At 62.1% G+C, this 22,314-nt stretch carries 18 protein-coding genes and 1 tRNA gene; 11 read left to right on the forward strand and 8 right to left on the reverse strand.

All coding sequences use genetic code 11. The annotated features are described in order from the left end of the window. The first annotated feature begins 5 nt into the window (after positions 1 to 5). Positions 6 to 1,391: a glycoside hydrolase family 71 protein gene (locus G8767_RS25150; protein WP_346843035.1), complete on the forward strand. Its 1,386-nt coding sequence runs from the start codon at positions 6 to 8 to the stop codon at positions 1,389 to 1,391. Here G8767_RS25150 and G8767_RS25155 read toward each other — a convergent pair whose 3' ends face one another. Both G8767_RS25155 and G8767_RS25160 read right to left on the reverse strand, forming a co-directional pair. Next, positions 1,392 to 2,624, reverse strand: a complete 1,233-nt coding sequence (locus G8767_RS25155; protein ID WP_166812481.1) for a lipase family protein — start codon at positions 2,622 to 2,624, stop codon at positions 1,392 to 1,394. Then, entirely contained in the window at positions 2,621 to 4,459 is a 1,839-nt protein-coding gene (locus tag G8767_RS25160; RefSeq protein WP_166812483.1) for an alpha/beta hydrolase, read from the reverse strand. The genes G8767_RS25155 and G8767_RS25160 overlap by 4 nt, the downstream gene beginning before the upstream one ends. A gap of 141 nt (positions 4,460 to 4,600) precedes the next feature. On the opposite strand from G8767_RS25160, the gene G8767_RS36585 reads away from it, so the two are divergent. Next, positions 4,601 to 5,857, forward strand: a complete 1,257-nt coding sequence (locus G8767_RS36585; RefSeq protein WP_206029763.1) for a hypothetical protein — start codon at positions 4,601 to 4,603, stop codon at positions 5,855 to 5,857. A 15-nt stretch (positions 5,858 to 5,872) separates the two neighbouring features. Here the strand turns inward: G8767_RS36585 and efeB are convergent, their stop codons facing one another. From efeB to efeU, 3 genes are read right to left on the reverse strand one after another with little or no spacing between them, the layout of a single operon-like run. Beyond that, positions 5,873 to 7,153 (reverse strand): iron uptake transporter deferrochelatase/peroxidase subunit, encoded by a 1,281-nt coding sequence (gene efeB / locus G8767_RS25170; protein ID WP_166812487.1) that lies wholly within the window; start codon positions 7,151 to 7,153, stop codon positions 5,873 to 5,875. Further along, a complete protein-coding gene (efeO, locus tag G8767_RS25175) occupies positions 7,154 to 8,284 on the reverse strand; it encodes an iron uptake system protein EfeO (protein ID WP_166812489.1) in 1,131 nt (376 codons plus the stop codon). Between the two features lie 14 nt (positions 8,285 to 8,298). Then, positions 8,299 to 9,201, reverse strand: a complete 903-nt coding sequence (gene efeU / locus G8767_RS25180) for an iron uptake transporter permease EfeU (protein ID WP_166812552.1) — start codon at positions 9,199 to 9,201, stop codon at positions 8,299 to 8,301. A gap of 263 nt (positions 9,202 to 9,464) precedes the next feature. On the opposite strand from efeU, the gene G8767_RS25185 reads away from it, so the two are divergent. The 6 genes from G8767_RS25185 (at position 9,465) to G8767_RS25210 (ending at position 14,013) form a co-directional block, all read left to right on the forward strand. Continuing rightward, positions 9,465 to 10,154, forward strand: coding sequence for a lytic murein transglycosylase (locus G8767_RS25185; RefSeq protein ID WP_240952784.1), 690 nt, complete (start codon positions 9,465 to 9,467; stop codon positions 10,152 to 10,154). Between the two features lie 214 nt (positions 10,155 to 10,368). Beyond that, on the forward strand, positions 10,369 to 11,655 hold the full coding sequence (eno, locus tag G8767_RS25190) for a phosphopyruvate hydratase (RefSeq protein ID WP_003946309.1): 1,287 nt from the start codon (positions 10,369 to 10,371) through the stop codon (positions 11,653 to 11,655). Between the two features lie 134 nt (positions 11,656 to 11,789). Next, positions 11,790 to 12,401: a septum formation initiator family protein gene (locus tag G8767_RS25195; RefSeq protein WP_166812491.1), complete on the forward strand. Its 612-nt coding sequence runs from the start codon at positions 11,790 to 11,792 to the stop codon at positions 12,399 to 12,401. Next, on the forward strand, positions 12,398 to 12,943 hold the full coding sequence (locus tag G8767_RS25200; protein ID WP_020908542.1) for a DUF501 domain-containing protein: 546 nt from the start codon (positions 12,398 to 12,400) through the stop codon (positions 12,941 to 12,943). The genes G8767_RS25195 and G8767_RS25200 overlap by 4 nt, the downstream gene beginning before the upstream one ends. Then, entirely contained in the window at positions 12,940 to 13,905 is a 966-nt protein-coding gene (locus tag G8767_RS25205) for a Ppx/GppA phosphatase family protein (protein ID WP_166812493.1), read from the forward strand. Before G8767_RS25200 ends, G8767_RS25205 begins: the two co-directional genes overlap by 4 nt. A 34-nt stretch (positions 13,906 to 13,939) precedes the next feature. Next, positions 13,940 to 14,013, forward strand: a tRNA-Leu gene (locus tag G8767_RS25210). A gap of 26 nt (positions 14,014 to 14,039) precedes the next feature. Here the strand turns inward: G8767_RS25210 and G8767_RS25215 are convergent. The 3 genes from G8767_RS25215 to G8767_RS25225 all read right to left on the reverse strand — a co-directional run bounded on the left by G8767_RS25215 (position 14,040) and on the right by G8767_RS25225 (position 16,436). Then, the gene (locus G8767_RS25215) at positions 14,040 to 14,726 is read right to left on the reverse strand and encodes a hypothetical protein (RefSeq protein ID WP_095972166.1); all 687 of its coding nucleotides are present in this window, start codon (positions 14,724 to 14,726) and stop codon (positions 14,040 to 14,042) included. 548 nt (positions 14,727 to 15,274) lie between these two features. Further along, positions 15,275 to 15,469, reverse strand: coding sequence for a hypothetical protein (locus G8767_RS25220; RefSeq protein ID WP_095972168.1), 195 nt, complete (start codon positions 15,467 to 15,469; stop codon positions 15,275 to 15,277). Between the two features lie 289 nt (positions 15,470 to 15,758). Beyond that, positions 15,759 to 16,436, reverse strand: coding sequence for a tellurium resistance protein (locus tag G8767_RS25225; protein WP_166812495.1), 678 nt, complete (start codon positions 16,434 to 16,436; stop codon positions 15,759 to 15,761). Positions 16,437 to 16,810: 374 nt separating this feature from the next. Between G8767_RS25225 and G8767_RS25230 the strand changes: the two genes are divergently transcribed. The 3 genes from G8767_RS25230 to G8767_RS25240 all read left to right on the forward strand — a co-directional run bounded on the left by G8767_RS25230 (position 16,811) and on the right by G8767_RS25240 (position 22,313). Continuing rightward, positions 16,811 to 19,048 carry an EAL domain-containing protein gene (locus G8767_RS25230; RefSeq protein WP_346843036.1) on the forward strand — a complete coding sequence of 746 codons (2,238 nt, stop codon included), beginning with the start codon at positions 16,811 to 16,813 and terminating at the stop codon, positions 19,046 to 19,048. Beyond that, on the forward strand, positions 19,041 to 21,398 hold the full coding sequence (locus G8767_RS36590; protein ID WP_166812497.1) for an EAL domain-containing protein: 2,358 nt from the start codon (positions 19,041 to 19,043) through the stop codon (positions 21,396 to 21,398). The genes G8767_RS25230 and G8767_RS36590 overlap by 8 nt, the downstream gene beginning before the upstream one ends. Before the next feature lie 63 nt (positions 21,399 to 21,461). Next, a complete protein-coding gene (locus G8767_RS25240; protein ID WP_166812499.1) occupies positions 21,462 to 22,313 on the forward strand; it encodes an SDR family oxidoreductase in 852 nt (283 codons plus the stop codon). The last annotated feature ends 1 nt before the right edge of the window (position 22,314 follow it).

Raw genomic sequence — 22,314 nt, forward strand, 5'->3', positions numbered from 1 at the left:
AGGCGGTGTCTTCACATCCCGCCGTCGAGCTTCCGGTCAACGGACAGTCGATCGGAAAGGTGGTCTTTGCGCACTACTTCCCGCCGTATCCCCTTTCGATCGACAACCTACCGTCGGGCGAAGACTATTACGCCAATCAGTATCTCAATCCGAACGGTGAACTGGGCGCATACGCCGCATTCGGAGGGTTTCTGCGAGACCGGCCACAACCACGGCCCGTTTCAGCGGACCCACAGTGGAGGCAGCGAGATCTCGAAGACGAAGTGCGGCAGGCAATCGACGCGGGAATCAGTGGCTTCTCGGTTGACATTCTGACGAAGTCGTCGAATTCGTTGTGGACTTCTTCCGTTCCGTCCGAACTTCTCGCCGCTTCGGCTGCGGTTGATCCTGCGTTCGAAATAATGCTGATGCCGGATATGAACGGCGAACTCGGCACATTGGACCCCGCGAATCTGGCAGGCGAGTTGTCGCAGTATGCGTCAGCGCCGTCGGTTTTTCGATTGACGGACAACCGGGTGGTCATTTCGCCGTTTCTTGCCGAGAAGCACGACCCGGCGTGGTGGTCGCAGTTTCTCGAAATCATGAAGGCCCGCTACGGGATCGAGGTAGCTTTCGTTCCGCTCTTCCTGAACTCCACCACAAATATGGATTCATTCGCGTCGATAAGCTACGGAATGTCGACGTGGGGTGGACGTAACCCTTCCTTCAATCCAGTGACGGACACCGGGATAGGCTCGCCACTGGATCAAGCGAACCGAGCGCATGCTCTCGGCAAGATATGGATGCAGTCGGTCTCATTCCAGGATGCGCGTCCCAGCCAATCGGTTTTCGACGAAGCGCAGAACACCGGGAATCTCCGAAATACCTGGCAGATTGCGCGCGAATCGGATAGCGAATGGGTGCAACTAATTTCGTGGAACGACTACAGCGAAGGTACGGCGTTTGCACCGAGCGAGGGGCACGGTCGTGCGCTGCTCGATCTGAACGCATATTTTGTCGACTGGTTCAAAACTGGAACGGCACCGGCGATTACACGTGACGTCGCGTACGTCACCTATCGGAACCAGTTGTCGTCTGCGCAACCCACACTACCCTCGGTATCGCCGATGATTCTGCGTGCGGAGTCGTCCCCGGTTCGCGACACGATCGAGGTTTTGACCTTATTGGTCGATGGTGCCGAAGTGAAAGTTACGGCCGGAGGTACGACGACCACATGCAGCGCAGATTCAGGGATGGATATCTGCACAGTTCCCTCTGCAGTCGGCGCCGTCTCGGTCAGCGTGGTTCGGAACGGGACGGAAGTGTCTTCGGTGAAGGCACATTCCGACGTCGCATCCACTCCTGCGGTTCAGAACATGGAGTACCTGGTCGATTCGAGTTTTCGACCATAGTCAGCAGTCCGACGGAGGTGGCTCGCCTCTGAAGCGCGCTTGGAGCCAAACTGCGGTCTCCGACCCCGGATCCAGATTGTTGTGAGTTTGGCCTGCCCTGACGATGTGCTGCACCGAATCGCCGAACGCGCAGGCATTGTCGACGGCCTCTTGCACCCACCGCGGGCGGATCGTCTGATCAGCGTCGCCGTTGATCACCAGGAGTGGACCTCCGGCCGGACGCTGCGGAAGTGCGATCGATGTGAGCCAGTTGCGCAAGACTGCTACGGCGTCGTCGGAGCTTGGCAGGGTATCGGCGGGATTCAGTCGTGATGCTTGTTCGCCGCGTTCTTTCAACGCCGGACCCGCACATGCCAACCACATCTCAGAGTTACTCGACAGCGCGCCGTGCAGGTAGTTGCCTGGATCTGTGCCGGGTCGAGCGATGGTCAGCCCAGATACGACGTACGACATCATGATCTGCTGTTCATGTGTCAGCCACTGCGACTGGGCCAAGTCGGCGAGCTTGGAAAGATCTGCGGCCGGAGCCAGCGCTACCGATCCGACAAAATCCAATTCGGGCGCGTAGAAACCGGACAACTCTGCCGCCGCCCATGTAGCTTGCCCACCGATCGACACGCCGAGTCCTGCCCATTTCGCGGACGTGTCCGGGACCATTTCTCGCGCCGCGCGAACTCCGTCGATCAGGTTGAACGCGCTGGTGTTCGGATCGAGGTACGGGTTGATGCCGCCTGCCGGACCCAACCCTTGGTAGTCGGTCATGACTGCGACGAATCCCAGTTTCATCAAAGGGACGATCGTACTCGCGTAGCCCAGGAGATCCGGGTGCATAGAAGGTCCGCACTCCGCAGTCACTCCCGTTGTGCCGTGACCGACGGTGACGACAGACCGCCCGCCGGGTGGTGGATCGCCTTCCGGAACGAAGACGACTCCAGAGACGATCGTTGAGCTTCCGTCCGTGCCTGAAGCTGATCGGTACGTGATCTGGTGGGCAGTCGCGCCCACGCCGACTATCAGTGGATCGACGTTGTCGAACGCGGACGTGCTTTCAAGTTTGCCTCTGGCCGCGACGGCGTCGACGCTGATCGAGGGAAGAGGTGCGGACGTCGGAGCCGGTTCTGCGGGCGCTGTGTCGGAAGTGCAACCGGTCAGAAGCGCCGCGGTTGTCGCTGCAACGACTACGAATACGTAGGACGACGTTCGAATTCCGTCCCGGGTAGACGTGCGCATCATGCTCCGATTCCCTCCTTGTCGTGCTTCGACACGGCGCGTCTTCGGTCTCCGAACGCATCGAGTGCAGAGGCAACTATCAACCGGCCGACGCGTTCTCGCGAACTGCGATGGAACAGGTTGTGATCACCGGAGCCTGAGAACAAGACGTGCGGGGGATTCTTCGAGCTCGAAAGACGCGTGACACCTTGTCTGCCTCTGTTCGCCTCGAACCACGCTTCGTCTTCAGGCGCGAGGGACACTGCGGTCTTTGTCCCGCGGCGGGTCAAAGTGCGAAGCATCGACTCAGGGGCGTTGACCAGTCCGAGGAAGCCGAGACCGAGCCACACGGGGTAAGGCACGTACCGCTGGGCTCGTCGTCCGGCATTGCGAATTGTTCTGGCCACGACGAAAATTCGGTTTGCAACGTCAGACTCCATTGCATCGACATGTGCTTTCTTCACTGGTGGTCGTCGATTGTTGATCGACCAATTCACGATGTTGAGAAGCACCACGGACCGTGCGCCGCGCTGGCTTGCCACGTAGGCACCCATCCATGCGCCGGAACACATTCCGATGTGCATCCGGCGCGACGGCGGTACGTCGAGAGTGTCAATCAGGTCCAACACATTGCGGCGCGCTTCCGGAGACACGATGGGGGTGTTCTCGTCGGTGAGGACAGTTCCGCTGTCTCCTGTGCCCATCCTGTCGAAGCGAACCGAGCGGATGCCGTGCGCTGCGAGAGTTCGAGCGGACTCGACCCACAGTCTGGCCGGCCCGATCCGGTGTTCGTTCGCGGTGCTGTGAAAGACCGCAGTGGCAGCGTGACTCGTAGTCGTGCGGGAGGCGGTGGAGATTGCAAAGAGTGATCCGGTGGACCGTCTTTCCAAGGTTTCCCAGACTTCTTCGCCGTCGTCAGTCGTCGAGACATGCGCCGCCGACGTGATCTCTGGATCGACGAAAGTTTTGTCCTCGCCGAATTGACGTGACACCCAACTCGAAATCTGTTTGATGTCGTGCGTTGGCACCGAGAGCACGAAACTGCTGGGGGATACGAACTGATTCTGGCGTTCGACGAACATGCGTTCTGCGCCGGATCGCTCGAGCATCCGAACAGTACGGGGCGAAGCAGCGAATTCAGGGCGAATCGCGGCGAGGACCTTCGTCGAGGAACCCGGATCGAAGGTGCTGAGGTCGAGTCCGGAAAGGTCTTTCACCGCAGCGGAATCAAGCACGCCGCCGACGATGGACGTGCAATCGTCGTGGTGAGGGTCGTCGTCGACCGAAACGCGGTACAGCGAAGTTAGTTCGCGAACGTAGGACCGACCGGATATGACCGGATCCCACAACACCATCGCACGTAGGTCGCCAAGCGTATCGACGGCGGCCGCCGCGATCAGTGCCCCTGCGCGCAAACCTGTGACGGCAATGGACTCGATGCCCGCGCGCCGCGCGTACGCAACGGCTGCCGCAACGCTGGCTTGCCATTGCGCAACTGCGAGCGGGTCATCCTGACAGCCGGATGAATCACCCTGTCCTGCATAGTCGAAACGAAGCGCGAGGAATCCGTGTTCGGCAAGTTCTTGGGCGAGTTGGCGCAGTCCCCGGTAAGCGCTTATGTGTTCCTTCGCAAGGGGTGGACATATGACGACGGCGCCGCGAACGGCTGCATCCGAAGGCAGGTGAATCGAGGCGAACAGAGCCCTGTCGCCTGGGCCTGGAATCCAAGTGTCAATCGTGCGAATCCCGGTCGGTGTCTGGCGGTGGCGGAAGTGTCGAGGGGTTGTCTCCAGCGGGGTGAGATGGGGGACGTGTAGTGCGGACATCACGCTTGTCATGTTGGCCATCGACTTGTTCAAGGACCTCTCCACACATTGATTCAGCCTGCCAGTTTCGCGTAGTTCTCCGGTTTCCCGAGGATCCGGTAAACTTCCCGCTACGGATAACATACCGCAAGTATGTTTTGCGACGAATAAGCAGTGCAAGAGTTGGATATGGGGGTGCGTACAGCGATGGATCCAGTGTTCGGTGCGTCGTTGGGCGCTGCATCGGTTCGTATTGTTCGGGCCGACTCCCAGCCGGAAACCGGATCCGCGAGCAGTCGATTCCTGACTCGGACGGTAGACGCACACGACGCCTCTCCGGTGAGGACAGCCGCGATTCACCTAGTTGCTGCGGTTCGCGGGGACACTTCACGGACGGTCATCGCGGTTCCTGACGAGCGGCAGAACGTGGCGCTCGAATCAGAACTGCGTGCCCGAGGTATCGAGGGTGTTGTCACGGTGTCGGAAGCGGTGGCCGTTGTCGCGCTGGTACGGACTTCGGGTGCGGCCGAAGGTTTTCGGTTACTGACAGTTCTCGACATCGGTCGAACGGGGGTGACTGTCTCGATGATCGAGATCGGAACCGCGATAACGATCGCGTCCACGCGGTCGACGGCGCTCGCCGGTGACAGGCTCGACGGGGTAGTCGCGGAGTTACTCTCCGCAACCACGGATGATGCAGCCCTCGACGCTGATGCAGCGTTCGACGCCCGCGAAGTCAAGGAATACCTCGCCAGTGGCTCCCGTCGTGCGCAGGTGATGCCCGTTCCCGAGTCCATGTGCATCCGTTTCGATTCGGTTGTCACGCGGGAAGTCGAGGACACGCTGATGGTGATCCGAGAAGTTGCGGCACGAGCCCGGTGTGTCCCTGACGCTTTGGTTCTCGTCGGAGGAGGCGCCCGAATTTCACTGGTGGAGAAGATGCTCGAGCGGGAGTTTTCGGTACCGGTGATCAGGCCGGCCGAGCCCGAGCTCGCCTCGGCCAAGGGTGCAGCATTGATAGCCGAGGTCTTACATCAGGAGCACCTCAGCTCGGAAGTCGCGGTTTCGGAAGTCTCGGTTTCGGGCGTCTCTGACTCGGAAATCGCAACGGATGCGGTAGAACGGTCTTCCGATCAGGCCGTGGTGCGCAGTGTCGGTGAAACCGAAGAAGACACGGAATCGGATTCGCTTCCTTCTGGTGGGCTTGGGCGAATGCAAATCCTTGTGGGCATTGGGTTCTCGCTGGTTGCACTGACCAGCTTCCTCGCGTGGGCGGTGCTGCGCCCGTTCTCGGATCCTGCGCAGGCGGAACCACCGCTGACCCAAACAACGGCGATTGTCGCGCCGGTGCCTACCTCCGAGTTGCTGCCGCCGACCACGACCAAGGCAATCGATCCACTGACCGAGCGGAATCGGGCACCGGTCAATTTGGTGCGTTCGTGGAGATACTGAAACCGGTGACGCGCATCAGGTGAACAGCTGGGAACTCCAGTCCTTGCCGTCGGCAAGACCACCGGGGCACGCGAAGACGGCAGAACCGACGTGTTGGATGTATTCGTTCAGCGCGTCGTGTCGTGAAAGGTTTTGCTGCATCGGAACAAACTGCTCGACCGGATTCCGGCAGTACGCAACGAAGAACAGTCCCGCGTCCAGGTGGCCGAAGCCGTCGGAGCCGTCGGTGAAGTTGTATCCGCGGCGCAGGATCTGAATCCCACCGAGTTCCTCGGCAGAGGCCAGACGCACGTGTGAATCCTCCGGGATGACGAAGTCGTGTCCCATCTTGGAATCGAGATCGAGTTCGTCGAACTCGTCTTTGCCGCCGAGTGGCGCTCCACTGCGTTTGGAGCGGCCGATCACGGCTTCCTGTTCCTTGAGTACTGCGCGATCCCACTGCTCGATCAGCATGCGGATTCGTCTGGCGACGAGGAATGATCCGCCTGCCATCCAGGCCTGATCGTCGGCGGGATCAACCCAGACGTGCTGGGCGAGTGCGTCCGGGTCTTCTGCCTTGATGTTGGCTGTTCCGTCCTTGAACCCGAACAGATTTCGTGGTGTCGCCTGCGTCGTCGAGGTCGAGGACGTTCGTCCGAATCCGAGTTGTGACCATTTGACCGACGCGGTCCCGAACGCGACTCGCGCGAGGTTGCGGATCGCATGGACGGCAACCTGGGGATCGTTGGCGCACGCTTGGATGGCGATGTCGCCCCCGCTGCGATTCGGATCGAGGTTGTCCGCACGGAAGTGGGGGAGATCGAGCAAGGCAGCAGGTTTCTTGTCTGCGAGCCCGAAACGGTCGTCGAAAAGTGACGGTCCGAATCCGATGGTCAGGGTGAGTTGCGACGGCGCGAGATCGAGCGCCTCGCCGGTATCGCTCGGTGGCGCGTACGGTCCGTCGCCGGTCGCTCCGTCCTCGGTTGCTTCTTGACCCGCTGTCATCCGTTCGGCCATCGCCGTCCACGTCTGCAGCAGCGTGATCAGTTCGTCGCGCGACTTCGTCGTCACGTCGAACGCGACGAAGTGCATGCGATCCTGGGCAGGCGTCGTGATACCTGCCTGATGTTCGCCGCGAAAGGCCACCACGTCTGCGTGATCGGTGCCGGAATTCTGGTCGGCGGTCACCCGACCGATGACGGCGCCGGCACCGGCCAGGACCGCCCCGGCTCCCACGGCGCCGAACAGTCGGCGCCGTGAGACTGCATGCGGCGCTGGGTTTTCCGCAGCGGGTGTGCCTTCTGGTGAATCTGTCATCTACTGTCCCGCAACTACTTCCTGGACCTGGCTGACCTCGGCGGACAGGGCATCGATTTTACGCGAAAGTTCCTGACGCTGTGCCTCGGTGACGGTGTCGTAGTACACGAATCCGTCGCCGACGCGGAACTGCGCCAGCGCAGCGTCGAGGTCGGCGAATCGGTCAGCGATGCGCTGGGCGAGCTCGGGATTACGTTCCTGCAGAATCGGGTTCAGTGCCGCGATCGCCGCTTGCGAGCCGTCGACGTTGGCCTGGAAATCCCAGAGGTCGGTGTGCGAGAAGATGTCTTCCTCGCCCGTGATCTTGGAGGTCGAGATCTCGTCGAGCAGCCCTTGAGCGTCGCCGGCGATCTTGGTGGGATCGATCGTGTAGTCCTCGGCGTTCACCTGATCGGCAAGATACTGAATGTCTTCGAGCAGCTGGTCGGCGACCGCGTTGGTATCCGGCTGAAGTCCGGTCACCCACAAGTCCTTCTCGAGGCGGTGGAATCCTGTCCAGACCTGACCGGGCTCCAGGTCCGCTTCACGCAGGTCCAGCTTGGGATCGAGTTCGCCGAAGCTCTCGGCTTCGGGCTCGATGCGCTCGTAGTAGGTACGTGCGATCGGGAACAGTGCCTTCGCCTGGTCGACGTTGCCGGACTGAACGGCGGAGACGAACTGAGCTGCGGTGTCCTGCAGCGCGACGATCTGGCTGCGGATGTACCGCCGGTAGCCGTCGGCAGCTTCGGTGAGTTGGTCGCTCTCGTCTGTGGCCGCCTGCGAATCGCCCGTGACGACGAAGTCCTGACGGATGCCGGTTCCGACCATGCCCGGCTTGCACGCGAGTTGATAGGTCGCAGCCTCGGGAAGAGAGACGATCAGCTGCCGGGTAAGGCCGGGGCCGATGTTCTCGACTTCGCCCATCGCTCGGTCACCCTCGGCGAAGACGTAGAACTCGGTGACCTTCGAGCCGTTGTTCGTCACCTGGAACGTCGAACTGCCAGTGGTTCCGGTGGTGGCACTGACGTCACACGAATCGTCGGTGGCCGTGACGACGATGTCGCCGTCGCTCGCCGTCGTCTTCTCGGTGCACGCGGCGAGAGAGAAGGGTAGTACCGCAGCCGTGGCCAGTACGAGGGTGGATTTACGCATGTCGGTAGTGCCTCTCAGGATTTCTCGGGAACGTGTGTGTCGTGCGCAGGCGGGGTTGCCGGCTCCGAAGGGCTGGGCGGAAGGGGACGCAGGAAGAGCGCGAGGACGACTACGAGATAGACGAGCCACGCGGCGGCCTGCAGGACCGTCGGATCCGGTCGGAAGTTGAAGATTCCGGCGAGGACGGTGCCGTACCAGGTCGACGGGTCGTAACCGGGTGTCAGGTTGAACGCGAGAGAAGATCCGCCCGGCAGGACGTTTCCGGTCTGTAGAGCGCGAACACCGTACGAGAGGATTCCGGCGGCAACGACGATGAGGAAGATCGCCGTGTACCGGAAGAACGTCGTCAGGTTGAGACGGAGGGCGCCGAAGTACATGGCGACGGTCAAGACGGAGGCCAAGAGAATTCCGAGGAGCAACCCGACCAGCGGCCAGGAGCTGCCTGCGGTGTTCTCGGCGTAACCGACCATGAGCAACGCTGTCTCGACGCCTTCACGACCGACCGCGAAGAACGCCAGCGACAAGATGGCGACCGGGCCTGCAACGAGAGCCTTTTCCATCCCGGCCTTGAGGTCTCCGGAAATGTTCTTCGCAGCCGTGCGCATCCACAGGACCATGATCGTGACGATGACGACGGCGATCAGGGAGGCAACACCTGCGATGATCTCGGCGGTCAAGCCGTCGACCGTCGAGGTTCCGTAGTGGATCGCGAAGAAGATGATCGCCACCATCGCGACGGCGATCGCGACGCCGAGCCACACCCATTTGAGTGCGTCCTTGCGCTGCGCCTTCACGAGGTAGGCGGCGAGAATCATCACCACGATGCCCGCTTCGAGGCCTTCGCGCAGACCGATCAGGCCACTACCGAATAACTGGGTGGCAACTGACGGTGTGCTCGCGGCAGCGAGTACCGACACGGGCACGGGCGACTCCTGACTGAGTGAGTGCAACAGCTTCTGACGAACGACTGAGGCTAGGCCAGCCTTAACTCAGAAGAAGATACTCCACATTCGGTGGTGAACCATGCCCTGACCTGTACTTTTGCTGTTCTTTACCAACGGATTCGGGAGTAGTTCGCTGGCATGTGGATGATGGAAGGGTGTACCGAACTCCCGCTGCCCGCAGAAGTCCCCGGCGTCTCTCTCGAGCCGTAGCAGCAGTAGCTGCTGGAACAGCTTTACTGGGCGCAGGCGTCGTGGCTTGTGGATCGAACGAACCGAAAGTAGCCATTCCGGAAGGCATACCCCCAGGTACCGGCTCTCCGACGCCGCCGATCGACATCAATGCTCCCGGTCGCAGTGCTGATCAACTCGCCGACTGGGCAGCGGGATTGTCGGACGACATCGGGATCGGGACGACGGCACTCGAGGCCTACGGGTACGCCGCTGCGGTCATGGCCGAGACGCTTCCCAGCTGCGGAATCGGGTGGACAACGCTGGCCGGTATCGGCAGCGTCGAGAGCCGCCACGGGACCTACGACGGTTCGTCGGTCGACGCTTCGGGCCAGGTCGCCCCGATCATCCGGGGAATCCCTCTGGACGGTGGCCCGGGAGTTGCCGAGATTCCCGACACCGACGGCGGGACGATGGACGGCGATCCAGTGCACGACCGCGCGATGGGGCCTATGCAGTTCATCCCCGAGACATGGCTCAAATGGGGAGTCGACGCCAACGGTGACGGCCGGGTGGACCCCGACAACATCGACGACGCTGCCCTCACCGCCGCCCGCTACCTGTGTGCACGCGGGGGAGATCTCACGACTGCTGCCGGGTGGCAGCAGGCGCTCATGGCGTACAACCTCTCGGGCGACTATCTCGCCCTCGTTCGTGATCGTGCGTCGGCGTATTCAGTCGGGGTACGGCCGGACTGACGGTGATCGATCCGCAGGTCGGGCCCGTGACCGCGCGTCGATAAAGAAGCCTTCGGCCCGTGCGGTTAGGCTGTGTGCTGGCACTACAGAGGTGCTGGCACTGCAGAGGCCCAGCCGCGATCGTGGTCCTCTTTCGACCGGAGGGGTCGGAGCCCAAGTGTCAAGCACGCAGAGCGTGCCCCAATGCGAAGCCCATTCGAAGGAGAACCACACAGTGGCCAGTATTGAGCAGGTCGGAGCTCGCGAGATCCTTGATTCCCGTGGCAACCCCACGGTTGAGGTCGAGGTTCTGCTCGAAGACGGAAGTTTCGCCAGGGCCGCGGTGCCGTCCGGCGCTTCGACCGGTGAGCACGAAGCCGTCGAACTGCGCGACGGTGGCGCACGCTACGGCGGAAAGGGCGTCGAGAAGGCCGTGGAGGCTGTGCTCGGCGAGATCGCTCCGGCCATCATCGGTATCGACGCAACCGAGCAGCGCACGGTCGACCAGGCGCTGCTCGATGCAGACGGCACCCCGGACAAGTCGCGTCTCGGCGCAAACGCTCTGCTCGGTGCCTCGCTTGCCGTGGCTCGCGCCGCTGCCGAGTCCTCGGGCCTCGAGCTGTTCCGCTACGTCGGTGGCCCCAACGCTCACGTTCTCCCCGTCCCGATGATGAACATCCTCAACGGTGGCGCGCACGCCGACACCGGTGTCGACGTCCAGGAGTTCATGGTTGCTCCCATCGGTGCACCGAGCTTCAAGGAATCGCTGCGCTGGGGTGCCGAGGTCTACCACTCCCTGAAGTCGGTTCTCAAGGAGAAGGGCCTCTCCACCGGTCTCGGTGACGAAGGCGGATTCGCGCCCGACGTGGCAGGCACCAAAGAAGCGCTCGACCTCATCACGATCGCCGTGAACAAGACCGGCCTCAAGCTGGGTACCGACGTCGCGCTCGCTCTCGACGTGGCCGCCACCGAGTTCTACACCGACGGCACCGGCTACAAGTTCGAAGGCAAGAACCGCACCGCGGCCGAGATGGCAGCGTTCTACGCCGAGCTCATCGACGCCTACCCGCTCGTCTCCATCGAGGATCCGCTCGACGAAGACGACTGGGACGGCTGGGTCGCACTCACCGATCAGATCGGCAACAAGATCCAGCTCGTCGGCGACGACCTCTTCGTCACCAACCCCGAGCGCCTCGAAGAAGGCATCGTCAAGGGTGCGGCCAACGCGCTCCTGGTGAAGGTCAACCAGATCGGCACCCTGACCGAGACCCTCGACGCCGTCGATCTCGCTCACCGCAACGGTTACAAGACGATGATGAGCCACCGTTCCGGCGAGACCGAGGACACCACCATCGCCGACCTCGCAGTTGCCGTCGGCAGCGGCCAGATCAAGACCGGTGCTCCGGCACGCAGCGAGCGCGTTGCCAAGTACAACCAGCTGCTGCGTATCGAGGAGAACCTCGGCGACGCAGCACGTTACGCCGGCGAGGTTGCGTTCCCGCGCTTCGCTTTCGAGGCCTGACGGAAATCTAAGATTCAGTAGTGTCTGCACAGCGAGGTAAACCACGATCCCCCGGCGGAAGTCCGGGGGGTCGTGGTTCCCGTCGTGGGGACACACCGTCGCGTGCGCGTCGGGACAGCGCCCGACGCCCACGCGTGTCGGAACCTTCGGTAGATCCGGCAGCAGTCGATTCCACTGTGTCAGACCCCGCGCAACCGGGGGGTTCCGCCGAGAAGTCGTCGGCGCGTGGGTCGAAGTCGGCTCGGGGGAAGAGCGGAACCAACAAGTTCTGGTCTCGGCTTCCGAAGTCGGACAACACCATTTTCGGCTTGTCCACCAGTCGGGCCGTTGTGCTCGCGATGGTTGTCCTCATGCTGGCGCTGACACTGGCAGTACCGCTGCGCACCTACATCAGCCAGCGTTCCGATGCCGCGCAGGTGGCCGCCGAACGCCAGGTGCTCGAGGAAGAACTGCGAAAGCTGCAAGGCCAGAACGCACGCTTCGACGACCCTGCTTACATCGAAGCTCTTGCACGAGAACGCCTTCGGTACGTCAAACCGGGCGAGACCCCGTTTCAGGTTCAGCTTCCCGGCGACTACAAGGAACCCGAGAAGAAGCAGGAAAAGGAAACACCGCTGACAGGTCCGTGGTATCGCGATCTGTGGCAGACGATTTCGGAACCGCCAGTGGTTCCCGAGACGACGACACCGGCTCCGATGCCGTTGGCGCCGATCGAGCCAGAAGAACAAGGAGTACCCACCGGGTGAGCAACACGTCCGAAAATTCCCCACAGGTTTCACAAGCGGACCTCGACGCCGTTGCCGCTCAATTGGGCCGTGAGCCACGCGGAGTGATCGAGATCGCGTACCGCAGCCCGGACGGTCAGCCCGGCGTGGTCAAGACCGCCCCCAAACTTCCGGACGGAACACCGTTCCCGACGCTGTACTACCTCACCGACCCGCGACTGACTGCCGAAGCGAGCCGTCAGGAATCCGCCGGCGTCATGCGTGAGATGACCGAACGTCTGACCCAGGATCCCGAGCTTGCCGCGGCCTACCGCCGGGCGTACGAGTCGTACCTCGCCGAGCGGGACGCGATCGAATCTCTCGGAACCGACTTTGCCGGTGGTGGGATGCCGGATCGGGTCAAGTGCCTGCACGTGCTCATGGCGCATTCGCTTGCCAAGGGTCCCGGCGTGAATCCGCTCGGTGACGAGTCCGTTGCCTTGGCCGGCCACGGGAAGCTGCGCGGTACTGCAATTCCCGCGGACTGGCCTGGCATCGACGATGCCGACACCGCCGACCGGTGACTCGCCGTGTTGCCGCAGTCGATTGCGGTACCAACTCCATTCGACTGCTGATCGCCGACGTCGGCGCCGACGGTCGTCTGGTGGATGTCCGGCGCGAGATGCGCGTCGTGCGACTGGGTCAAGGCGTTGATGCGACAGGGACATTCGCGCCCGAGGCCATCGAACGCACCCGGGTCGCGCTGGTCGAGTACGCGTCGATGATCGCCGATGCCGGAGCAACCGCCGTTCGGATGGTCGCGACCTCGGCTACTCGCGACGCTGCGAATCGCGAAGACTTCTTCACGATGACGCGAGACGTGCTCGGTGCGGTCATTCCCGGATCCGGAGCCGAGGTGATCACCGGCGACGAAGAGGCGCGACTCTCGTTCAGCGGTGCTGTGGGAGAACTTGATCCGTCCGAGGGCCCCTTCGTGGTGGTCGATCTCGGCGGCGGATCCACCGAAGTTGTCCTCGGCGACGCGTCGGGTGTCCAGGCCGCGTACTCCACCGACATCGGCTGTGTGCGCGTCACTGAGCGGTGCCTACCGTCGGATCCGCCTACGGCAGAGCAGGTTTCCGAGGCGACGACTTTTGCGACTGCAAAACTTGCCGAGGCGTTCGAGGTCGTCCCCGTCGAGAAGGCGCACACGTGGGTGGGTGTCGCTGGAACCATGACGACGCTGGCCGCGATCGCGCAGGATCTTCCGGAGTACGACGCCGAGAAGGTGCACCTGTCGAGGATTCCGTTCAAGCAACTCTTCGAGGTGTGCGAGCGTCTTACCGCCATGCCTCGGGTTGATCGCGCCGCCTTCGGCCCGATGCATCCGGGGCGGGTGGACGTCATCGGTGGCGGAGCGATCATCACCACGGTGCTGGCTCAGACATTCGAAGCCAAAGCCGGGATCACCGAACTGGTTGTCAGCGAACACGACATCCTCGACGGCATCGCGATGTCGATAGCTCAGACCCACCCGATAGTCTGATCCCTGCCGCACCCGACCAGTCGGGTGCGGCACGGCCCCCATAGCCCAATTGGCAGAGGCAACGGACTTAAAATCCGTCAAGTGTCGGTTCGAGTCCGACTGGGGGCACCGCGTAGCGACTGACCTTCCAGTCGCTACTGAGCCCAGACCGTCGTTCCGGCAGGGGCGTTCAGTGTGTTGACGAGGTCGATGCCGGCTACGACAGCCGCGCCGCCGCCGCCGAGGATCGTTCCGGCGACACCGCCGATTCCGGCTCCCGTTGCGAGACCACCCAGGCACAGTGCCGCAGCGACGGGGAGGCCGACGATGGTCAAGCCCAGCGGAGCACCGACAGCGCAACCGATTCCGGCGCCGACGATGGTGCCGAGCAGGCTGCCGACCTGAGTGCCGAGACCGAGCTGGCTCTGGAAGTGCGCAATCGCCCGATCATTCTCCTCGGGTGAGGCGACGGGCGTCCAATCCTTTGCAGCAGGCGCACTCTCGGGCCGAGGAGTGGCCTTCGCCGAATCGGTGATCGGGGTCAGCGTGAGGGTCTTACCGTCTTCACTGATCGTGCGATCGAAGGGAAACTGCAGATCCCCGAGGTTGTATGCGAGAGGCAACGAAACAAGGTCGGCTCCCTTGCTGTCCTGCAAGACGACAGACTTGCCGTCGCCGGATACCTTGAACAGCCCGGCGTCGATAGTGGTGACGATCGACTTGTCGACGATCTTCGCTTCGTAGTTCACGTCGGTCGACGGATCAGCTGATGCGATCCCTGTTGATGCTCCGACTGCAGCGACCGCTAGAGCAGTCACAGCCGCCTTCTTGAAGAAACCCATAGTTCAACCCCGTGTTCGCCTGCGTGTGCTCGCAGAAACTCGACAACTTCGGACATTGGTAAACCCCCGACAAAGCCTTCGTATTAAATCAGACCGAAGTGACGGAAGGGATAGTTGCGCTCGGGCCGACCGGAAGCGGGCGGTGCAATCGAATTTTCCGTTTGCAGTACCAAGGCGTCGAACATGTGTGCGAAAATGTGAAGATGCGGTTGACCGAGCGATCCCCGGACCGCTGCCCGAACGGACACCGACTCACGGCGAACACCTGCCTTGTCGGCTGGGAGGTGTGCGGGTGTACCTCGACCGAGAATGGCGGGCATCGGACCCATTACTGCAGGCGCTGTGGTGAAACCGTCCGGACGCCAGAGTGTGTCGGCGTGGATCCGCAGAAAAGTCGGTGGAGTTGAAGGGGTGCCCTGCCTGTTTGGGTGGGGCAACCAGGCAGGGCAGTGGCTTGCCGTCCCTCTCAATACCGACCTACGGCGAACCATCGGCGTTGAAACTACCCACAGTTCGTGACGCGCGCCACTTACGTACCGGTACCTTCGTTAGCCGAGGTCGAACGTGGCGACGACGGCGGTCGTCGACGTCCCCGCGGGGACGTGGTTCATCGAGAAATCGCGGTCCCGATCAGGGTTCACGACGCTTGCCAGCAGGAGCATGGCGGCGACAAAGAGGACTCCTGCGGCGAGGTAGGCGATTCTCACGGGCAGGCGTGGGCGTCGATCTGAATTCGTGGACATTCACGTTCTCCATCGGTGCATGTTGGACGAACGCTTAGTTTAACGATCAACTAATAAGATGGCACGAACAGTGATGCAAGATACGAAAAGACCCTCGATCTCGGGGGAAATCGAGGGCCTTTCCTGTCGAACGTCGGCGTCGCCAAGCACATAGCGTCACCGACCCACTATCGGTGTCGAGCGTGACCCCTCATGTCCGACCCCACTTCTCGACACTATCCAGTAACTTGCGACATTGTGGACGATTCGGACATTGTCATTCGGATGGGGGACACCCCGCCCGCGACACCTACTTTCGTCCGGCAGCCCATTTCATACCCCAGTTGTACGCACGGTCGAGATCGGACTGACTGCCGTTGATGTACTGCACTTCACGGGTCACCGTCACGCCCTGACCTGAACTCTGGATGAGAGCGATTGCGCACAGCCGTTCCTGGTTGCTGGCCGAATCGAGTCGTACTTCCACCTCGGGTCCGTTGGTGGGGTACAGGGTGACGACGCCGTCAACGGCCGCCCAGTTGGGGGCACCGTCGTAAATCATCGCGAAGATGAGGATTCGGCGGAAAGCGCTGGGGTCACCGAGATTGACGTGCATGTTCTCGCCGCCGGTGTTCGCGCCACTGCGGTCGTCGCCGTCGAGGGAGATGTAGGGCGGGGAAGTCAGCGAACCGAAACTGTTGCCCAAGGCCTGGACCACGCCCTTGGACCCGTCGGCAAGTTCGTAGAGGCAGCCGAGGTCCAGGTCGACCGCTCCGGAGCCTGCGCCGGCGAGCTTGGCGAGGAATCCGGTCTTCTTCGGTGGTGTTCCCTGCGACCAGTTGAGGTTCACGCGCATATTGCCTTGTCGTTCACCAGCCTTCGCGAGGTTGACCGTCGGCGCGGATTTGGTGAGCGTGATCTTGCTCAGGCTGACCGGTGCCTGCGACGGTGTGGACTCGCCGGAACGTCGGGTGTAGTCGATTGCCATCGTGATAGTCCTTGTCTGAACTCGAATGAGTCCGATCGTGTTACCCGTCGAGGAATCTCCACCGACGTGATCGGCGATCTTCGGCCATTGTCCCTCATGTCTGATTTCAACCCGCGGACATCGAACTCGCTGCAGCAAGATCGGGCGGACCAGCAGTTTGCTGATTACTGTGTCTGTGGGCAGATCTGCCCCCGAACAAGGTCGGACGTACTGCTTGACGCAGCAGGGACCAGTTACGGGACAATTGCTCAGCCATACGTCCAATTCGTATTACGGCGCGGGAGCAGGAGGTGGTCATGTCGATCCTGTCTCGTCTCCCATCCCGCCCCAGAGAAAGCCCAAGAGAAAGACTGACACCCACGCAACGCGATGACGTGACGCGTGAACAGATAGCCGTCACCTTCGGTGTTCTGCCGTGGGCCGCAGCTGTCCACCTCGTGGTCACGCTCGGGTTGACGCTGTATGTCATCCCGCCGGACAGCGGACTCTTGCCACGCCTGTGGCCGATCCTCGCCGGGGTGATCGGGTTGGTGGGCATGGGTGTCGGACTCGCCATTCGCTTCGATCTGATCGCGCCGACATACCGGATGTCGTACGCGTTTCTCATCGTCGAATTCGCAGTCGTCGGGATCCTGTATTCCTCGCTCGCCCTGGTCCTGTATCCGATCCTGGACGATTCCGGCGATCTGATCCTCACGGCGGCGTCCGCGTCTATCACCGGCGCCGGAGCCGTGGCTACCGCGATGTTGCGGATCGTCGGACTCACCTGGGTGCTGTCCAATCTCGTGATCCTGGGCGTGGCGTTCTGGCTCCAACCGGGGCCCGAGTTCGAACGAATTCTCATCGGACTGATCGTGTACGGAGCAGCTTTGATCGGCGGCACGATCGTGGTCTCAGGCAACCTGGAATCTCGCTACCGAGCCGAGCTGCGCGCAGCATCGGAACGATCGGTTGTGCAGATGCTTCTCGAAGACTTCGAAGGCAACGCCGGGGACTTCGTGTGGGAGACCGATCAGAAAGGCAAGTTCAACCGAATCCCGACGCGGCTCGCATCCGAAGCGGGGCTGGACTCCGCCGAGTTGCAGGGAACGGCGTGGCAGGACCTGTTCATGGAGTTGGGCACTCTACGGATCCCCGGCGGAATCGATGCGCTCATGGAGTTGCAGCAAGCCCGCCAGACGAAGACCGCCTTCGTCGACGTACTCGTTCCGGTCCGCGTTCACGGCGAAATTCGGTGGTGGCAGGTGTCCGGACGGCCGCGCCCTGGCCGGGCACCCGACGAGTTCGTCTGGCGAGGAGTGGGTTCCGACATCACCGAAGTCAAACGGCAAAGCGACGAAATCGTGCGAATGGGCCGGGTGGACGCACTCACGGGAATGCCGAACCGGCACAGCTTCTGGACCGAGCTCGAGAGGCTGCTACGTGATCCGCACACCCATGACAGCCGTCTTGGGCTGGCGATGCTCGACCTCGACAACTTCAAGTCGGTCAACGACACACTCGGGCACACGGTCGGCGACGCGGTTCTGCGAGAGGTCGCAGATCGTCTGTCCGAAGCCGGCGGAATGTCACAGCTGTTCGCGCGCTTGGGCGGAGACGAGTTCGCAATTCTCTTCACCGATGGCGGCGACAGCTCACGCATGCGCGCACTGTTGGCCCGCTACATCGAAACCCTTCATGAGCCGATCACAGTGGCCGGTACGCGGTTGGAGATCGGATGCAGCATCGGGTACTACCTCCCTGACGAGCTGCCGTCGTCCGCCGACGAGATGATGGGCGCTGCGGATCTCGCCTTGTTCGCGGCAAAGGAATCCGGGCGCGGGGCCGTACGTGAGTATCGAGACTCGATGAAGTCCGTGGCGGATCGGCGGGCCCGTCTGCTCGAAGATCTGGGAAACACCGTCGCGGAGAAGGACCTCGAACTCGAGTTGCTACCCAGGATCGACGTGGTCTCCCGCGAGATAGTGGCGGTGGAGGTTCACGTGGTCTGGCACAACGTCCGGCTCGGCGCCGTCACGTCCGCCGAATTCATGAGCGTCGCAGACGACACCGGTCTTGCGTACTCGCTCGGGACGACGGTGTTCAAGCTGGCCTGTGCGGCGGCGGCGCAACTTCCTGATCACGTACGGGTAGCCGTCGCGGTGTCGACGCGTCAGCTCGAATCGGAGGCGTTCATCGAGGCGATCGGCGACTCGCTTCGTCGATCAGATGCCAGGGCTGGGCAGTTCGAGCTCCAACTCGACGAGTCCTCTGCCATTACCGACCAGTCCAGAGCCGCGTTGCATGCCATCGCGGAGATGGGAGTATCGCTGACGGTCGACGAGTTCGGAGCCGGATTCTCCTCCCTTGCATCACTGTCCGGCCTTCCGTTCACGCGAGTGCGCATCGAACGCTCCATCTCCGGTGCGGCGCCCGGCGGGCGGCCGATCCTCGAAGCGCTCGTGGATCTGGTCGACGCACTGGGAATGGAGGTCGTTGTCTCGGGGGTGGACAGCGAGGAGCAACTGAAGGCCGTTGCGGCTGCGGGGGTGCGGACTGTGCAGGGGCGCGCTGCCGGCGAAGTCATGTCTGTCCAGGCAGTGGCGCTGGCGACAGCAGGCCGACGTGGATGACCCGGCGGTGGTACGCAGACATCGTGTCGTAACCACCGTGCGCAGGCTCGGTCGACGAGGTTCTGACGACCACCTGTCGGATTACGATCGTCACCGACTTCTCAACCGACGCCTGGACTTCACGGCGCGAGTACTGCCGTGGGCCTTCCTGATCGCTGCTATCGCGCTTTCGACGATCGTGGTGCTTCTGCCGGCAGATACCGGGATGTTCCGCTGGGTATGGCCGAGCGTCGTGGCCGTGTCGAGCATCGCGTTCAGCCTCTATTGGCTGGGGCGCTCGCGGCTGGGGGTTTCGGAGTCGCAGACCACCGAATTGGTGGTACTCACAATCCAGGTCGTCGTGTGGGGGGTCTTGCTCGCGTGCCTGGCGCTGATGCTGTTCCCGATCCTGGATCCTGGTAACGAATTGGTGCTGACCTCGACATTGATGGGAGGCATCGCAGTCGGCGTTTTCCCGACATTGATGTTTCGCGGATTCACCCTGATTTGGATCGGACTGGTCGGGTTTGGGTTGGCTGGGGGATTCTGGACCGAGCCGGAACCCTCGCGCTATGTACTGATCGGGGTGCTGGTGATTTTTCTCGTTTCGCTCCACAGCGGAACATTGCTGTTGGCCAACCTTTTCGAGAGACGACTCCGCGCCGAGCTCATCGCCGAGGACGAACGAGATCTCGTGGAGTTGCTGCTGAACGATCTCGAAGACGGTGCGCAGGATTGGCTCTGGGAGACCGACTCGCGTGGTGTCGCCCGCACCGTGTCGTATCGATTCGCCGAACAAGTCGGTTTGCCGGCAGCGCAGATCCGGGGCCGCACCATGCACGAGATCCTGATCGGAATCGGCGCATCCCGAACAGTCGAGGGCAGGAAGTCCCTCGATCTCCTTGCTGCGAATTTTCAAGCCGGGACGGCGTTTCGGGACCTCACCATGCAGGTTGTCGTGCGGGGCGATACTCGCTGGTGGTCGATGTCGGGTCACCCAGGCGGCGGAGAGAGTTCGGACTACGGCTGGCGCGGTGTGGGATCTGACATCACGCACTCCTATCACCAGCGTCAGAACATACTGCGGTTGGCGGAAGTCGATTCGCTGACCGGGCTCAGCAATCGGTACAGCTTCAACGCCCAGGTTTCTTCGCTGCTTCGGGACGGGCGCCGAGTGTGGTTGGCGATTCTGGATCTGGACAACTTCAAGTCGATCAACGACCGGTTGGGACATCACGTCGGAGACGACGTGCTGCGAGATGTTGCCAGCCGAATTCACGGGGTTCTGCGATCCAACGAGATCTGTGGCCGGTTGGGCGGCGACGAATTTGCCATCGCCTTCGATGACATCGAGGACACAGATGAGGTGAAAGATCGATTCCAGACGATCCTCGACGCCTTCGAACGACCATTCGCGCTGGTCGGCAACCAGATACGCATTCGCGCCAGTTTGGGGTACGGCTCTCTGCCCGACGATGCCGAGAACCTCGAAGAACTGATGATTGTTGCCGATCTTGCGCTGTACCACGCAAAGGAGAGCGGCCGGCACCAGATCCGAGCCTTCGACGTGGCTTTGCGGGATCGGGCAACCGGTAGGGCGCGAGCCCTGTTGGATCTTCGTCGTGCGCTGATCGACGAGGAGTTCGAGTTGGTCTTTCAACCGCAGGTGTCGGCCGGGGCGGGAGTTGTGGTCGGATTCGAGGCTCTGTTGCGGTGGAACCATCCGACCTCAGGTCTCGTCTCGCCGGGAGACTTCATCTCGGTAGCGGAGGAAACCGGCTTGATCGTTCCGATCGGTGCGGGCGTTTTGCGGGCCGCATGCACGGCGGCGACATCGTGGCCGGAGGACATACGGGTCGCCGTCAATGTTTCTCAGGTGCAACTGCGTTCGAGTCGATACGTCGAATCGGTGCGCCAGACCCTCGAGGAAGTGAACCTCGCCCCCGAACGGCTCGAGATCGAGGTGACCGAATCACTCGTCATCGACGACGCCGACCGAGATGTGCTGGTGCAACTCTCCGCGCTCGGAATCGCCATTGCGATGGATGACTTCGGGACCGGATTCTCCTCGGTTGCCAGCTTGTCGCGGCTGCCGCTCGATCGGTTGAAGATCGACCGCGCCTTCGTCGCTCCGCTGGACGCGGATCCCGCGAGTTCGAGATTTGCTGTTCTGCGGGCCGTTATCGCGATCGCCAAGTCTCTGGGGTTGGACACCGTCGCCGAGGGTGTGGAGACCGAGAGGCAGCGGGCGATGGTGACCGAGTGTGGATGTGACGTGATCCAAGGGTATCTGGAGGGAGTACCGATACGGGCAGCCGAGATTCCGGCCTACTTGCATCGGCGTCCTGGGGCCCGGGCAGGCGAAGTGTAGCGGCTACCACTGAGTGAGAACGTTGTGCCCGTTCTGCGAGTAGATGTGTGACGGTACGCCGAAGTGATTCACATCGAACTGCAGAAGGGTGTCTTCGTGGTGGTCGGATCGGCGTACTCGCCAGGGCCGATGTTGGTGGGTAAGAAGGCAGTGGTTACCGGCGGCTCCCAGGGAATCGGGGCAGCGATAGTTCGAGCATTCGCATCACACGGCGCCGCAGTTCTGGTCGTCGACGTGGCTCCGCTGAACGACGTCGAATTCGATTCCGCTGCAGGTGGTTCGATCAACCATCTCGACTACGATGTGCGGGCGCTGGAAGTCCCCGTCGCGTTGACCGCATTCGCACCAGATGTCCTGGTGAACAATGTGGGTCATTTCCTGAATCCGCCGACAGCGTTCACCGGTACCGATCCAGGTTTCTGGTCCGAGGCAGGCAACATCAATTTCGATCACGTGGTGCGTCTGACGCATGCCCTGCTTCCCGGCATGATCGATCGCGGAACCGGTGGATCGATCGTGAACCTGACGACGGTGGAGGCGCATCGAGCGATCCCGGGCCACACCATGTACTCGGCATACAAGGCCGCGCTGACGCAGTTCACCAGAAGCCTTGGTGTGGAGATCGGTCGAACCGGAGTGCGCGTCAACGCCATTGCCCCGGATCTGATCGAGTCGGTACAGGTGCCGTACCGCACGATCGTTTCTGCCGACGACTGGGACAAGTGGCCGGGGTGGGCACCGCTGGGTGGACCGGGCCAACCCGTCGACATTGCCGGCCCCGCGCTGTTCCTGGCGTCCGACCTGGCGAGATACATCACCGGAACCGTGATCCACGTCGACGGCGGCTCGCACGCTGCCGGAGGCTGGTTTCCCACCGAAGAAGGCGGCTGGACCAACCGGCCCCGAAAGGCTTGAC

The sequence above is a fragment of the Rhodococcus sp. IC4_135 genome, from assembly GCF_011602025.1.
Taxonomy (GTDB): domain Bacteria; phylum Actinomycetota; class Actinomycetes; order Mycobacteriales; family Mycobacteriaceae; genus Rhodococcus_F; species Rhodococcus_F baikonurensis.